This window comes from Vibrio toranzoniae (assembly GCF_024347655.1).
Taxonomy (GTDB): domain Bacteria; phylum Pseudomonadota; class Gammaproteobacteria; order Enterobacterales; family Vibrionaceae; genus Vibrio; species Vibrio toranzoniae.
In genome coordinates, this window is sequence record NZ_AP025514.1 from 2,345,970 (window position 1) to 2,359,413 (window position 13,444).

At 41.6% G+C, this 13,444-nt stretch carries 14 protein-coding genes and 1 tRNA gene; 7 read left to right on the forward strand and 8 right to left on the reverse strand.

What is annotated here, in order from left to right:
• Positions 1 to 244 precede the first annotated feature (244 nt).
• Positions 245 to 1,132, forward strand: coding sequence for a TraB/GumN family protein (locus OCU50_RS10445; protein ID WP_060467255.1), 888 nt, complete (start codon positions 245 to 247; stop codon positions 1,130 to 1,132).
• A 171-nt stretch (positions 1,133 to 1,303) separates the two neighbouring features.
• On the opposite strand, the gene OCU50_RS10450 is transcribed toward OCU50_RS10445, so the two are convergent.
• Genes OCU50_RS10450 through OCU50_RS10460 form a run of 3 tightly spaced genes read right to left on the reverse strand, consistent with a single transcriptional unit; the run spans position 1,304 to position 3,054 of the window.
• Positions 1,304 to 2,140: a CsgG/HfaB family protein gene (locus OCU50_RS10450; RefSeq protein ID WP_060467254.1), complete on the reverse strand. Its 837-nt coding sequence runs from the start codon at positions 2,138 to 2,140 to the stop codon at positions 1,304 to 1,306.
• A 16-nt stretch (positions 2,141 to 2,156) separates the two neighbouring features.
• Positions 2,157 to 2,567, reverse strand: coding sequence for a curli assembly protein CsgF (locus OCU50_RS10455; RefSeq protein ID WP_060467253.1), 411 nt, complete (start codon positions 2,565 to 2,567; stop codon positions 2,157 to 2,159).
• A 10-nt stretch (positions 2,568 to 2,577) separates the two neighbouring features.
• The gene (locus tag OCU50_RS10460; RefSeq protein WP_060467278.1) at positions 2,578 to 3,054 is read right to left on the reverse strand and encodes a curli production assembly/transport protein CsgE; all 477 of its coding nucleotides are present in this window, start codon (positions 3,052 to 3,054) and stop codon (positions 2,578 to 2,580) included.
• A gap of 314 nt (positions 3,055 to 3,368) precedes the next feature.
• Between OCU50_RS10460 and OCU50_RS10465 the strand changes: the two genes are divergently transcribed.
• The 3 genes from OCU50_RS10465 (at position 3,369) to OCU50_RS10475 (ending at position 6,102) form a co-directional block, all read left to right on the forward strand.
• Positions 3,369 to 3,980: a curlin subunit CsgB gene (locus tag OCU50_RS10465; protein ID WP_060467252.1), complete on the forward strand. Its 612-nt coding sequence runs from the start codon at positions 3,369 to 3,371 to the stop codon at positions 3,978 to 3,980.
• 84 nt (positions 3,981 to 4,064) lie between these two features.
• Positions 4,065 to 4,937, forward strand: coding sequence for a hypothetical protein (locus tag OCU50_RS10470; RefSeq protein WP_060467251.1), 873 nt, complete (start codon positions 4,065 to 4,067; stop codon positions 4,935 to 4,937).
• Between the two features lie 496 nt (positions 4,938 to 5,433).
• Positions 5,434 to 6,102 carry a LuxR C-terminal-related transcriptional regulator gene (locus OCU50_RS10475; RefSeq protein WP_060467249.1) on the forward strand — a complete coding sequence of 223 codons (669 nt, stop codon included), beginning with the start codon at positions 5,434 to 5,436 and terminating at the stop codon, positions 6,100 to 6,102.
• Between the two features lie 279 nt (positions 6,103 to 6,381).
• Here the strand turns inward: OCU50_RS10475 and OCU50_RS10480 are convergent.
• A tRNA-Pro gene (locus OCU50_RS10480) sits at positions 6,382 to 6,458 on the reverse strand.
• 255 nt (positions 6,459 to 6,713) lie between these two features.
• Between OCU50_RS10480 and OCU50_RS10485 the strand changes: the two genes are divergently transcribed.
• The 3 genes from OCU50_RS10485 to rluF all read left to right on the forward strand — a co-directional run bounded on the left by OCU50_RS10485 (position 6,714) and on the right by rluF (position 8,914).
• Entirely contained in the window at positions 6,714 to 6,854 is a 141-nt protein-coding gene (locus OCU50_RS10485; RefSeq protein WP_017056811.1) for a DUF3149 domain-containing protein, read from the forward strand.
• 167 nt (positions 6,855 to 7,021) lie between these two features.
• Positions 7,022 to 7,603, forward strand: coding sequence for a DNA endonuclease SmrA (gene smrA / locus OCU50_RS10490; protein ID WP_017056810.1), 582 nt, complete (start codon positions 7,022 to 7,024; stop codon positions 7,601 to 7,603).
• A 192-nt stretch (positions 7,604 to 7,795) separates the two neighbouring features.
• Complete coding sequence (rluF, locus tag OCU50_RS10495) at positions 7,796 to 8,914, forward strand: 23S rRNA pseudouridine(2604) synthase RluF (RefSeq protein WP_060467248.1); 1,119 nt, start codon at positions 7,796 to 7,798, stop codon at positions 8,912 to 8,914.
• Between the two features lie 124 nt (positions 8,915 to 9,038).
• Here rluF and ybaK read toward each other — a convergent pair whose 3' ends face one another.
• The 4 genes from ybaK to OCU50_RS10515 all read right to left on the reverse strand — a co-directional run bounded on the left by ybaK (position 9,039) and on the right by OCU50_RS10515 (position 13,427).
• Positions 9,039 to 9,512, reverse strand: a complete 474-nt coding sequence (ybaK, locus tag OCU50_RS10500) for a Cys-tRNA(Pro) deacylase (RefSeq protein WP_060467247.1) — start codon at positions 9,510 to 9,512, stop codon at positions 9,039 to 9,041.
• 135 nt (positions 9,513 to 9,647) lie between these two features.
• Entirely contained in the window at positions 9,648 to 11,309 is a 1,662-nt protein-coding gene (ushA, locus tag OCU50_RS10505; protein ID WP_060467246.1) for a bifunctional UDP-sugar hydrolase/5'-nucleotidase UshA, read from the reverse strand.
• Positions 11,310 to 11,740: 431 nt separating this feature from the next.
• A complete protein-coding gene (gene kdsA, locus OCU50_RS10510; RefSeq protein ID WP_171351091.1) occupies positions 11,741 to 12,595 on the reverse strand; it encodes a 3-deoxy-8-phosphooctulonate synthase in 855 nt (284 codons plus the stop codon).
• Positions 12,596 to 12,617: 22 nt separating this feature from the next.
• Positions 12,618 to 13,427, reverse strand: a complete 810-nt coding sequence (locus OCU50_RS10515) for a SirB1 family protein (protein ID WP_060467245.1) — start codon at positions 13,425 to 13,427, stop codon at positions 12,618 to 12,620.
• Positions 13,428 to 13,444 lie beyond the last annotated feature (17 nt).

Here is a 13,444-nt window from a genome sequence, read left to right on the forward strand (position 1 = left end):
TCATAAGGTTATACTTAACGACACTTCCGTCACTTTTGTTTTGACGTAATAACTGAGAATTAAATCACAATCTTTTCACAGGATTTCATAAAATCGTGTCGTTCGTAGAGAGAAAAGTTTTAGAGTTTGCTCGTATTGTTATACTTTTTGTACAAACAACGTGACATTGTTCTCAAAAAAAACCGTTAAAAAACGCCGTCAAAATCTTTTTTAACGAGTTTATGTCTTTCTAAAGGAGCTTTCTTTGCGCACATTCTTGTACCTTACGCTACTCACACTTGCCTTTTCAGCAAAGCAAGCTGTCGCCGAACCTCTTTATTGGCAAACCAAAAAGGATGATCTGACCCTCACTATCTTAGGTTCTGTGCACGTTGGGGATGAGAGCATGTACCCGCTTCCCATACAGATCACTGACACGTTAAAAGAGAGCGACGGATTAATTGTCGAGACGGATATAAGAAAGACAAAAGGCGTGGTATATCCCACGACCACAGTGACCACGGGTGATGTATTAAACAAACAACAAAAACAATTATTAACGAGCATCTCAAAATCATTGGATATACCAACCCAGCAGCTACTTAGTTCCCCCCCTTGGGCAACCTCTCTCTCCATACAGATGCAGCAGTTGAAGAATCTTGGTTATGGTTCGGCTGACGGTGTTGATGCCACACTCGCCTATAAAGCAGCAATCGCGGATGTTCCCGTCATCAGCTTAGAGGCTCTACAATTTCAAATAGACCTCATCGCAGGGCAGAAAGATTCCGGTAAAGAGTGGCTAGTCAGTAGCCTTGAAGAATTTGACCAAACTGATGCTGTGGTTCACTGCCTAATTGAAAGTTGGAAAGCCGGTGATATCACCAAGCTTGAGGACTTTGCAGAGCTTTCTGAAATGCCCACCGAGCTTGAGAAAGCATTTCTAACGGATCGCAACGTTGATTGGGCAAACAAACTATCTGCCAATGACTGGAAACTCGATTCGAAAGGACACTACGTGCTGGTCGTCGGCACTTTACACCTGATTGGCGAAGGCAACCTTTTACAGTTATTAGAAGATAAGGGGTTCAGTGTCACTCAACAATCACAAAGCCAAAAGGCCCAGTGTCAATTTGAGGTTAGTGTCGACGGCTAGCTCAATTCGATATCATAGTCTTGACGGAATATAACCATTACCTAAATAACAGAACCCGTACTTTTTCTTCCCTTTCGCTCTTGAACTGAACGTTTTATGAGTCGAAAAAAAATAGGGCTAAGGGAAAGATCCGTTTTCCGCATAACCCTATTTTGCTACTTACTTGGTTATTTAAAGTATGTCAGTGCTCGCTTCTGAATAACGAGCAATAATTGGGTTTTCAAGCGCATTCGGGTCACCTGGTGACCACATTCCGCGCTTCATGCCTTTTACAATCAGATGTATGACAGCCGCATCAATCGCCGACATCACAGCAATATTTACGGGTTCGTTCTGGCTATAGCCCATTTCAACTTCTAACAATTCTTTGTAATCAACAAATCGAAATGCACCGAAGCCTATCTCATGAGAGGAGATGGTTTTGGTCGTTGTCACACTCAGTAAAACCTGACCCGTTCTCACATCAACCGCTCTTAAGTTGACGGTCACTTGGTCTGTTCTGTACTGCCCGGAACCACCAATGCCTAAATACTTGGCCCCCGCTCCTCCGGTAACGATGTTGGAGTCGTAAGCCACAATGCCACCTTCAATGACAATATTAGCGGAACTCAACGAGGTTAAATCGGCTCCGTGATTGTTCACTACCTTGTCTTTCTTTTGAGCTGCACGAATAATCTTACGTTCCGTCAGTAGGTTTTGTAAGCCTTCACGCTCTAAAGGTACAAACCATTGAGAATCGATCAATGATGTCGTTAACAACGATGTGCCCCCCTGCGGCACTGCGGTTGAAAAATTACTATTTGGTTGTGGCTTATATTGCCCAGTTTGGTCTCTGAAATCGTAAACAGACACCAATATTTTGCCTCGTGGTTGAGGTAAAGAAATGAGGTCAGTATAAGTTGAACCTCTCGGCATAAGCTTGGGCGTTTCAGAAGTCTCTGGAATTTGCATAGAGTAAGTACATCCCCCCAACACAAAGGCCAGAAAGACGATGGCTATCGATTTCATAACACAATCCTTGTGATTAGAGGTCTGGGTTTAGTCCCGAAACACTGATTTCTGTTGATTCTCCTGTCGCTTTATCGACGATTTGAACTAGCAAGGTGCCTGAGTCATCAACAATATTAAGGAAAAAGTCATCCGTTTCTAATTGCCCTGTATTCCCACTCCCTACATCCGCAAGTAACTGGCTGATCAAACGTGATTCCAAGCTTGAAGCCAGCCGATCTAAAGCGGACTCACGCTCACCAAAAATATCCCTTGCACTCGGATCATCATAATCATTAATGGCATTAGCGTGGTTAAAAAGGTGAGAACTGTTTAAAGCATTCCCTCCAAAACTTGGGTTTACGGGCGTATAGACTAACTCGCTCGAATAAACCGAAGGCGAAACTAGCAACGCAATCAGCGCTACTTTTCTGAAAAATATCGACATCCTTGGCTCCTTAAAATTCATCATGGTCTAGATCGTAAGTATCTTGGAACAGCCGCTCTGCTTGCCATCGGATAATATAATTTCCGACCACTCTTGTAGCATCATCTGCACGCTCTTTCGCTTGCCTGCGACCTGGGGATAACGCTGTGCGAAAGATAGGTTTCCTAGAGTGTTGAACCTCTATAATGCTTCCAGATAACGCCGTTGGCCTCTCTCTTACCGTCAAGTTTTCCTTGAGGTTGGGATAGCTATCATTGAGCGATTGCGAAAAGAAAAAATAGAAATCCTCTCCAAGACGCGTGATGGTTCTATCCACGATGATTCCATCAACTTCACTAAAATCATTAAATTTTTCTTTGAGGTTGCTTGTTGACTCCTCAAGTTTCTTTCCATTTTCTAACGGGACACCATTTTCAAGACCATGACTTTTATCTCCGGCATGAACAACAAAAGAGAGAAAAGTAATTGTAAGTAGCTTGAGTTTCATATTGGCTCCCATTTAAAGTCCATTTACAAAATGAGAAAGTGATTCCCTGAATCCAAGTTAAGCGTAATTCGTGCTTACAGTGGCATATATAAACTTTTGAATTAATTACCATGGGAAATTAATTAACTAAGGTAGGTGGGAAGCGGGAAAATACTAGTTACATTGCATATATGCAATTAAATATTTTCAACTATAAGTTTATAGCTACCCATAAATTGAAAGCCTAGGATTTCGTTAAGATAAAGATTCACTCACTTCTCTACGTTTTTTATTTTTGTAGAGATCACAACCACGAACACTTTAAGGTAAAGATAATGATAATTAGGCGAAAATCACTTATCGGCTTAACTTGTTTATACTTGTTATCAGGAGGTTTTAATAATGCTATTGCTTCAAATGTAGAGGGGGATTTTTTATATCATGTTAGTCAAGATATTATTAATGATTATAATGATTTGGGGAATTTATCCTCTGGAGACTTAGATAATTATTCAGAAATAAATATATCTAACGCCTTTGATTCAACAGCAATAATAAAACAAAGTAGTACTGGTATTACCGCGAACAACAGAGCGAAGATAACACAACGCGGAGGATCTAATTCCGCATTTATAGGGCAATCAGGGAGAGACAATACAGCCTTGGTTAACCAAAATGGTTCAAATAACGATGCAGTAATTGGACAACTCGGAATAAACTCGGAAGCGCTTATTTCCCAAGACGGAAATAACAATTTGGCGGTAATAGGACAAGCAAACTTCTCTAGGCAGAGTAGCCAATTAAGTATTGACCAAACAGGCAATGGCAATAAAGCATATTTGGCAGGGTCTGGGGGGAGTAATTTGGGTATTTCTCAAGATGGACATGACTTTGCAATAGTAAACGCGTCTAGTTCAATGAGAATTCACATCAATCAAGCAAATTAGCGTGCAGTATGGAAGCTTGATTCACCGTTGCTTCTCGATGAAGCAGCAACATAGTCGACATGGAAATGTATAAGGAAACAACTTATGAAACTTACAAAAATTGGAATGTTAGTCGGTGCCATCATTAGTTTGAATGTAGCTCACGCAGATCCGCTACCCGCTCCCTATCCAGCTTCAGCTCCTGGAACTGGAGTGATTGAAGGCACAACCGATCTTGGTATTGACGCAGCCCTTACCGCTGCTGCTGGCGGAGTGACTATCCCCTCAGCTAGTGACAACACAGCGCTTTGGCAAATGGGTAATGGTGACATGGCTAATGTAACTATTAATCAAAACACGTCAGGCACAACAGACGGTCACACAGCATTGGTCGATACGCACGCGAGTTACAAATCTGATGTAGTCGTTGAACAAAGCGGTAACCTAAATGGAGCACATGTTCAACTTAGAGGTTCGTATAACAATGCTCTAATTGACCAAAACGGACAATCTAACCAAGCACGCGTTCAAGTTGAGCAATACGGTGACGTTAACGATCTTCGTGTAACGCAAATGGGTGATGACAACATTTCCGTTACCGTAGCTCTTGGAGGAGCAGACCGCAACAGAGCCGAAACGACTATATATGGCGATTCAAACCAAACATATACAGAATTCAGTAACGGTGACGTTGACTACAATAACGCTGCAATTGATATCAACGGTGATGACAACTACGTGCAGACTATTGTTAATAATAGCGTAGGTGGTGGTGATTGGAACGATGTCGACATTGATCTAATGAACAGTGACGATAATAGAGTATTCGTTCTACAAACAGGTTCTTATTCTGATGCGGTCGTTCAATTACAAAACAGTAATATGAACCAATTTACGGTTGAACAAACATCACATGATAGTGCTGTCGTATTAGGTAATGGTGCTTACGGTAACGTAGGTATTATTTACCAAAATTAATATGAAGTACAACATATATATTAAAACGGCGCTTGTCGTCGTTTTATTTAATTTTTATAATTTAAATGGATTTTCTTCAGATTTAAATTCAGTACAGTGCCTAGTAAAAAATGAAAAACTAGTGCTAACCTTTGATAACATTATGATATCTTCATTTACGTTAAGTACAAAATCCGATTCTAATTTTAATCAAAATACAAATAGCGGTATTACAACACTGATTATGAATATAAATCAATTCCCTGCAGTTCTAACATTGCATCCCATTGGCAATAAATGGCAAGTGCAACCCGATTGTACGTTAAATAAACTAAAATAATAGCACTTAACTAAGCATGATCTCTCGACCTGAATATTGATTCATCCTTACCATCAATATAAAACCAGACTCATAACAAAGATTAATAATTCCCCCTGGATATTAGAAAAAAATCAATATGTGCTATAAGCTATAGATCCTATAGTTTAGGTAATGAGTCATTAAAAGGAGTTCCACATGGCAAAGTTGGAGGCTCATAACGCCATTTTACTTGCAGAAAACAACCTACAATCAACACTGCTTAAAGAGTCAATCGAACAGAAAATAAATATAAGTATCAAGCTCATATCGCCAGAAAGATTGAGAACCACAACACTAAAAAACCAAGAGTTGGATCTCATTATTATTGATTACCCAACAATGACGAAGCAATACACTGAAAAGTACCAAGAACTTAAAGATGACGTGGCAAGTGACGTTCATGAAGTACTCCTCAATACCCCCCACGACTTCCCTCATTCAGAAATGTTAAAATGGCAATATTTGGTCGGTATTTTTTATGCCTCTGACACGCTTGATAAGCTAGTTACCGGCTTTGACTGCATTTTACAGGGTGAAATGTGGATGAGTAGAAAGCTCATCTATCAATACATAAGCTTTTATAGAGATAGACAATGCGCAAAAACGAGCCCGTACTATTTAAAACTCACCAAACGCGAGCAACAAATTATCAAGCTGCTCGGTGAGGGCGCGTCCAACACTCAGATCGCCGACACACTCTATGTGAGCGAAAATACAGTCAAGGCACACTTACACAACACATTTAAGAAAATCAAAGTTAAGAATCGACTACAGGCTCTAATTTGGGTAAAGAATAATGTCGCTACCAGTGAGTTCGTTCAGTAGGCTACCGCTCTTAATTACACCTTAAGGCTTACTACACTTATCAAACTGTTTAGCTAACAGCATCAAATTCAAACAGTCGCTATTTATATCGCTATTCACGATTTAGGAGTGCAAAGAGGCTATAACTCCTCTATCGAAAATGAAGGGCTATACCTTTCTTTAATGTGGTCAACAAAGCGCTTATTTTGAACATCAGGCGAACCCCTACTTAGGTTCAAATCCTATTTTCAATACCCTAAAACGACGAAAGCCTGCTCAATGAGCAGGCTTTCTTTAATGTGGTCGGTGAAGAGGGATTCGAACCCCCGACCCTCTGGTCCCAAACCAGATGCGCTACCAAGCTGCGCTATTCACCGAGATATCTAACGGGCTTATTGCCTGTCGATGCAGCGTATAATACGGATTCTGAATTTATCCGCAAGGGCTTTTTTCACTCTTTTTTACAAAGTTGAATCATTCGAACAAAAGACATACAACCTAACGCCTAACGTGACGAAAAACACACACTCACCAACAAATATTTAACTTATGAAACAGGATTGATCCAGATCAGTGAATCAATAATGCCACTTAATACACTAAGTGGTGTCATATAACTTTGAGGTATACACATGGACTTTTGGCTAGAACTCCTATTTGGTAATGCGGTGGGGCTATCTTCAATGATAGTAATCTTCGGGGCTTTGGGTCTCATGATGTTCTATGGAGGTTTCTTCATCTACAAAGTTATGACTGACAAATCTCCTCATTAGAATTGCTCAGCCTAACTCATTTACTTTTAAGTATCATTCTTGATAGGTAAACGTTAAAACGCTTTGCACCGGAGTAGGCTTCTTGTCTTCTCCGGTTTTTTCATTTTTAAACACCATACTAACTTAGGTATACTTACCCTACCCTTATCCAACTTGAGATACCCGCTATGTCTCATGATGACGACTTAGATCTATTCCAAGAAATGATGGGCGATGTTAAACGTATCGACAATGACACCGCCGAACACCAGAAAGTACACCGAGTCACAGAATCTCATCTTGCCAAACGTGAAGCTGCTATGTGGTTGTCTGATGACGAGAAAGATTATCTCTCGCTCGACTATTCTCCGATGTTAAAGCCTGATGATGTTATCGCCTATAAAAAAGATGGCGTGCAAGAAGGCGTATTCAAGAAACTGCGCTTAGGTAAATACCCAATTCAAGCTAAGCTCGATCTGCACAGAAAAACACTGAAAGATGCTCGTAATGAAGTGCTTTCATTTTTACGTCAATGTCTAAGAATGGATGTGCGCACCGTGATTATTGTTCACGGTAAGGGTGAGCGTTCTAACCCACCAGCCATGATGAAAAGCTATGTGGCAAATTGGCTCTCGCAAATTAATGATGTTCAGTGTGTTCATTCAACACAGCAATTTCATGGTGGCACAGGTGCCGTTTACGTCATGCTGAGAAAAAGTAATGACAAGAAACTCGAAAATAGAGAGCGGCACCAGAAACGCTCGAGTTAATGCATGTTGTGTCGATAACACCAGCTACACGTTCTTTAATGCTCTAACCTGGTGCGCAATAGATATTTAGTGCCGAAGTACACTCTAGGTGCTAAAATTGTCGTCAGTTAACGAATTCAAACGTAAAGGCAACTATCCTGTAGTTGCTTTTTGTTTATCTAAATTTCCGTTGTGAAACGCTAAGAGAATATCATGTCACAAGAATCCCAAGCTAAACGCCTTAATAAGTACATCAGTGAAACTGGTTTTTGCTCACGCCGCGAAGCCGACAAACTCATTGATGCTGGCCGAGTTACGATTAACGGTAAGATCCCTGAAATGGGAACTAAAGTCATGCACGGTGATGATGTTGAGATCGACAATAAACCTGTCCGCTCGAAAGAGAAGCCTATCTACATAGCTCTTAATAAACCAACAGGTATCACCTGTACCACTGAGCGTGATATTCCTGGCAACATCGTCGACTTTATCGGCCACCATAAGCGTATTTTTCCTATCGGTCGTCTAGATAAGCCCTCAGATGGTCTAATATTTTTGACCAATGATGGCGATATCGTCAATAAGATCCTACGTGCAGGTAACAACCACGAAAAAGAATATATGGTTCGCGTTGATAAGCCGATTACAACTGAATTCTTAAAGAAAATGGCGTCGGGCGTGCCAATTTTGGACACCGTTACTTTGCCATGTAAGGTAGAGAAAGAGACCAAATTCTCGTTCCGAATTACGTTAACGCAAGGCCTTAACCGCCAGATTCGTCGTATGTGCGAAGCTTTAGGTTATGAAGTTTTCAAACTACGTCGTGTTCGCATTATGAATATCTCTTTAGATGGTATTCCTAATGGCAAATGGCGTTACCTGAGCGAAGAAGAAATCACTGACATATTAGCGATGTGTGAAGGTTCGGTAAGCACTGAAGATGCGTCAAAGATAAATGCAAAAGGTCAGCGAATCCGTAAGGCAACCGATGCTAAGTTATTTGATAGCCGCGAGGAAAATGAAACCTCAACAGCGCGCCGCAATAAAACAGAGAACCGCACTCGCACGTACCGTGGTAATAATGCGGATGAATTCCGTCATGCCCCCAATTCAAAGCGTGGTCGTAGTTCGTCGAATAGTGAAAGCGGCGGCAATACCGAGCACTGGAAATCGAACTCTCGTTCAGAGCGCTCTAATTCAGATCGCAATCGTACAGACCGCAATAACAACGATCGTAGAAGCGGTAAACCGGCAAACCGCAGCCAAGATTCAAGCAGACCGAACCAACCTGCACCAAAGCGTGTTGGCGGAACACTAGGACTGAAAAAGTAGTCATCATTCATCCTAAATGTGCAACCCCATTTCAGAATGAACACTCTATATAGAAACGCCCACTAGGTTAGCCTAGTGGGCGTTTTTGTTGGTCATTCGATAATTTTATCGCTATGACGACAACCTATAAACATAGATCAGCAAACTGGCCGCGAGTTAGTAGTGCTAAGTCTTGTGGATCTAGCTCGATTTCCAAGCCCCTCTTCCCTGCACTCACACATATCGTTTCAAAATCTGTAGCACTGCAATGAACAAAGGTAGGCAATGCTTTTTTCTGCCCAAGTGGGCTGATTCCACCAACCACATAGCCTGTGGTTTTCTGTGCAATATCAGGATTCGCCATCTCTGCCTTTTTGCCTTTCGCCGCTTTTGCTGCAAGCTTTAGGTTTAGCTTTTGATCCACAGGGATAACCGCCACAGCCAAATCTTTAGCAACACCGTTCAAACAAAATAGCAACGTTTTGAATACGCGTTTCGGATCCTGACCAAGAGCTTCCACGGCTTCTAATCCATAATTAGTATTATTCGCATCATGATGATATTGATGCACGCTATGAGCGATTTTCTTTTTCTTGGCAAGATTAATAGCAGGAGTCATAACAAGTCCAAACGATAAATAAAAACAAGCAGTATATAAACAACAAGCGACGCCGAGGCGTCGCTTTAGTTAAATTTATCATGGTGCTGGAGTCAATCTAATTCAGCACCTAGTAACTAAATTTATTGGAGTCAATTACTTGTAAACTATTTGACCAGACGGTGCGTAGTTGTTCACGTCAACCGGGCTGTTTGCTTCTAGGTACTCTTTTAGTACTTCAGCATCAACAAAACCAGTGTTTACGTAACCTGGGTGGTCAGACAATTTAGGATAGCCATCACCACCAGCAGCGTTAAAGCTTGGTATTGTGAAACGGTATGTCTCGTCCAAACGAAGCTGTTTACCACCGATGAAGACATTCGATACTGCACCATTTACTACAGTCATAGAGATGCCAGCAAACTGAGCGTAAGCACCAGAATCGATTGGTTTAGTCGCCACTACATTTAGGTAATCAAGTACTTCTTTACCCGTCATATCTGTGTAAGTCAGAATGTTTGCAAATGGTTGTACTTTTAGCACGTCTTTGTAAGTTACATCGCCCGCTTCAATTGAATCACGCACACCACCAGAGTTCATCACAGCAAAGTCTGCTTTTGCACGCTCCATGTGAGAAGTCGCAATCAAACGACCTAGGTTAGTCTGTTGGAAACGAACAACGTTACGATCACCTTCAAGCTTTCCATTTGTCTCGGCTATCTTAACTTCTAGCTGAGCTTGACCTTGCTCTTGGAAAGGGCGTAGGAATTCAAGTAGCTCTGGATCTTGGGCGATTTCATCTTGAATAAGAACTCGTTGCTTCTTACCATCAATCTTAACTTTCTTCTTAAGGTTAACTGGAACCAGATCGTAGCTCACCATTTCTAGCTCACCGTTACGGAATTCGTAATCAGCACGACCAACGTACTTACCCCACTCGTGAGCTTGAACGATGTAAGTACCGTTCTGTACGTCGGGTCTACACTCATCACCCGGTGTGAAGTTTTTCTTCGCAACGTTAGGGCCTTCCATACAGACAGGCTCTTGAGAATGACCGCCTACGATCATATCGAGATCACCTTCGTTGAGGTAACGAGCCAATGCTACGTCCCCAGGTGCGTTAACACCACGTTGGCCATTTTCGTAATGACCCATATGAGTGACAGCAAAAATCAGATCCGGACTTTCTGTTTCTTTCAATTCAGCGATTAACTTTTTCGCTTCTTCTTTAGGGTCACGGAAGTCGATGCCAGCGATAAACTCTGGATTCCCAATTTTCGCTGTGTCTTCAGTTGTTAGGCCGATAACTGCAATCTTGATGCCTTGCTTTTCAAACATCTCGTAAGCTTGGAACTTGCGTTCGCCAGTCGCTTTATCGTAGATGTTTGCAGAAAGCATTGGAAAGTTAGCCCAGTCGATCTGCTTTTGTAGTACGTCTAGTGAATTATCGAACTCGTGGTTACCCAATGCCATTGCATCGTAACCAATCTTGTTCATGCCTTTGAAATCAGGTTCTGCATCCTGAAGATCGGACTCTGGTACACCAGTATTGATGTCACCGCCAGAAAGAAGCAACACGCTACCACCTTCGGCTTCAACTTCAGCACGGAGTTGATCAACCAGCGTTTTACGCGCAGACATGCCGTATTCGCCGTACTTGTTCTGCCAGAAGCGACCATGATTGTCGTTAGTGTGAAGAATCGTTAGCTTGTAAGTTTCATCTTGGTTCCAATCTAGAGTAGATTGAGACGAACACCCAGCGAGAGTAGCTAAGATTGCAGCACTTAGTGCTGTCTTTAGAATAAGGCGTTGCTTCATTGTCATACCTTTGAACTTTTTAGGGGAATCCACTGCTTTTTATAATCTATTGCGACCCCTTTCTTGGAGTTCGAACAATAAGACTTCAACATGACTAATCTTAAATTAACATTCTCGATGTAACACGACGATTTCATATTTATGTCGAATTGGTCACGCATAGATCAACACTTAAGTGTAACAAATTTATGAGATTACACTCAAACTTCCCCTGTATCACAGGCAATCGTTTACTTAAAAAGTGTGATAAATATCAGTAATTTACTATAAATAGGATAAGCCTCATACTCATAAAACAAATCACCGAGTAATCACCTACATTGTTAATGCCAATTGTAGTAAATAACGGGTTACCCTAGCTGATAAAAAAACGCCTAGTTCAAAGAACTGGGCGTTTGCTTTTCCTCTTAATCTTAAATAACTATGCTGAGTTATTTAATATCAATGTGGTCAAATCCTTTAATAAGATCATCAAGCGCTTTCATCTGCTTCAAGAACGGCTCTAGTTTATCTAGAGGTAGAGCTGATGGACCGTCACAACGAGCTTGATCTGGGTTCGGGTGTGCTTCAATAAACAGACCAGCAATACCTGTAGCAAGGCCCGCTTTCGCAAGCTCAACCGTTTGCTCACGACGACCACCAGATGCAGCTCCTGATGGGTCACGCATTTGAAGCGCGTGAGTCACGTCAAAGATGATTGGACTACCGTTCGAAGACTTCTTCATGACACCGAAGCCAAGCATATCAACAACTAAGTTGTCATATCCCATGCAAGAACCACGTTCGCAAAGAATGATGTTGTCATTACCACACTCAGCAAACTTATCAACGATATTACCCACTTGATCTGGGCTCATGAACTGAGGTTTCTTCACGTTGATCACTGAACCTGTTTTCGCCATCGCTTCAACAAGGTCAGTTTGACGAGCTAGGAATGCTGGAAGCTGGATTACATCAACCACATCAGCGACTGGCTGAGCCTGTGCTTCGGTGTGGATATCAGTAATGATCTTCACGCCAAAGGTATCTTTCAGTTCTTGAAATATTTTAAGACCTTCTTCCATACCTGGACCACGGTATGAATGAACTGAGCTGCGGTTCGCTTTATCGAAAGACGCCTTAAATACATAAGGGATGCCCAGCTTCTCTGTTACTTTTACGTAGTGCTCACAAATCTGCATAGCGAGATCGCGAGACTCAAGAACATTCATGCCTGCAAATAGCGTAAATGGCTTATCATTAGCGATTGGCATATCGCCAATGTGGACTGTTTTCTGTTCCATCATATCCTCTCTAAATAATTATTAATTAGTGAACAACCACGGTCTTTTCGTTCATGACATTCACTTGAGATTTCAGTAATTCAGATGCAGGGTCATCTGGGCATTGGTCGATAAAATATTGATAATCTGTTGCGGCTACTTGATGACAGTCTAGCTGCTGATAAATAAACCCGCGATCACGGATTTCATACGGGTCATCCGGAACAAACGTCAAAGCAAGGTCTGTGCATTTCAATGCCAGCGTATAACGCTCTTCTCGTAGTAATGCACTCTTAAGTAACGCTAGCCATTTACCGATAATCGTTGGGTGATCAGCGACCTCTAAATGCTCTGCTTTCAACTTAGCGAGTGGCCCATCATGGCCAATCAACCAGGCTCGTAAGGTTTTTGCACCAACATATTCGCCATTGTAAGGATTAATATAGAGAGCAGCTTGGCCATACCAACTCACTTTAAGCAAAAACTGAGTTGGAAAAGAAACCCCCTCTACAGGGAAGCCTAGCTTTCGACCTAGAAAAAGAAAGATCGCGCCAAGACTCACTGGAATCCCCTTCTTTCTCTCAAGTACTTTGTCTATAAATGCGTTCTCCGAAGAGAAATACGCCTCTTTATCGCCAGCGAAGCCCCATTCAAAAAAGAATAGTCGAATAAAAGACTCAAATTTCTGCTGTTCGTCGGTTTCATGAACCAAAGCAAACTCAGCTTCTTTAAACAATCTTGCCAGTTCTTGCTCTGCCCAACTGTCTTGAGTTTCTGGGTTAATCGCTTTATTTAAGATCAATGCACCTTCAGCTAATTCTAGCTGGTCAAAGTCTTCATCAAAAAATTCGTACATAGATAGTTAACCGAAAA

Bases quoted from the DNA above. Each gene is read 5' to 3' on its own strand.
- OCU50_RS10450 (WP_060467254.1), bottom strand. From the start codon at position 2,140: ATGAAATCGATAGCCATCGTCTTTCTGGCCTTTGTGTTGGGGGGATGT.
- OCU50_RS10455 (WP_060467253.1), bottom strand. From the start codon at position 2,567: ATGTCGATATTTTTCAGAAAAGTAGCGCTGATTGCGTTGCTAGTTTCG.
- OCU50_RS10460 (WP_060467278.1), bottom strand. From the start codon at position 3,054: ATGAAACTCAAGCTACTTACAATTACTTTTCTCTCTTTTGTTGTTCAT.
- OCU50_RS10465 (WP_060467252.1), top strand. From the start codon at position 3,369: ATGATAATTAGGCGAAAATCACTTATCGGCTTAACTTGTTTATACTTG.
- OCU50_RS10470 (WP_060467251.1), top strand. From the start codon at position 4,065: ATGAAACTTACAAAAATTGGAATGTTAGTCGGTGCCATCATTAGTTTG.
- OCU50_RS10475 (WP_060467249.1), top strand. From the start codon at position 5,434: ATGGCAAAGTTGGAGGCTCATAACGCCATTTTACTTGCAGAAAACAAC.
- OCU50_RS10485 (WP_017056811.1), top strand. From the start codon at position 6,714: ATGGACTTTTGGCTAGAACTCCTATTTGGTAATGCGGTGGGGCTATCT.
- smrA (WP_017056810.1), top strand. From the start codon at position 7,022: ATGTCTCATGATGACGACTTAGATCTATTCCAAGAAATGATGGGCGAT.
- rluF (WP_060467248.1), top strand. From the start codon at position 7,796: ATGTCACAAGAATCCCAAGCTAAACGCCTTAATAAGTACATCAGTGAA.
- ybaK (WP_060467247.1), bottom strand. From the start codon at position 9,512: ATGACTCCTGCTATTAATCTTGCCAAGAAAAAGAAAATCGCTCATAGC.
- ushA (WP_060467246.1), bottom strand. From the start codon at position 11,309: ATGAAGCAACGCCTTATTCTAAAGACAGCACTAAGTGCTGCAATCTTA.
- kdsA (WP_171351091.1), bottom strand. From the start codon at position 12,595: ATGATGGAACAGAAAACAGTCCACATTGGCGATATGCCAATCGCTAAT.
- OCU50_RS10515 (WP_060467245.1), bottom strand. From the start codon at position 13,427: ATGTACGAATTTTTTGATGAAGACTTTGACCAGCTAGAATTAGCTGAA.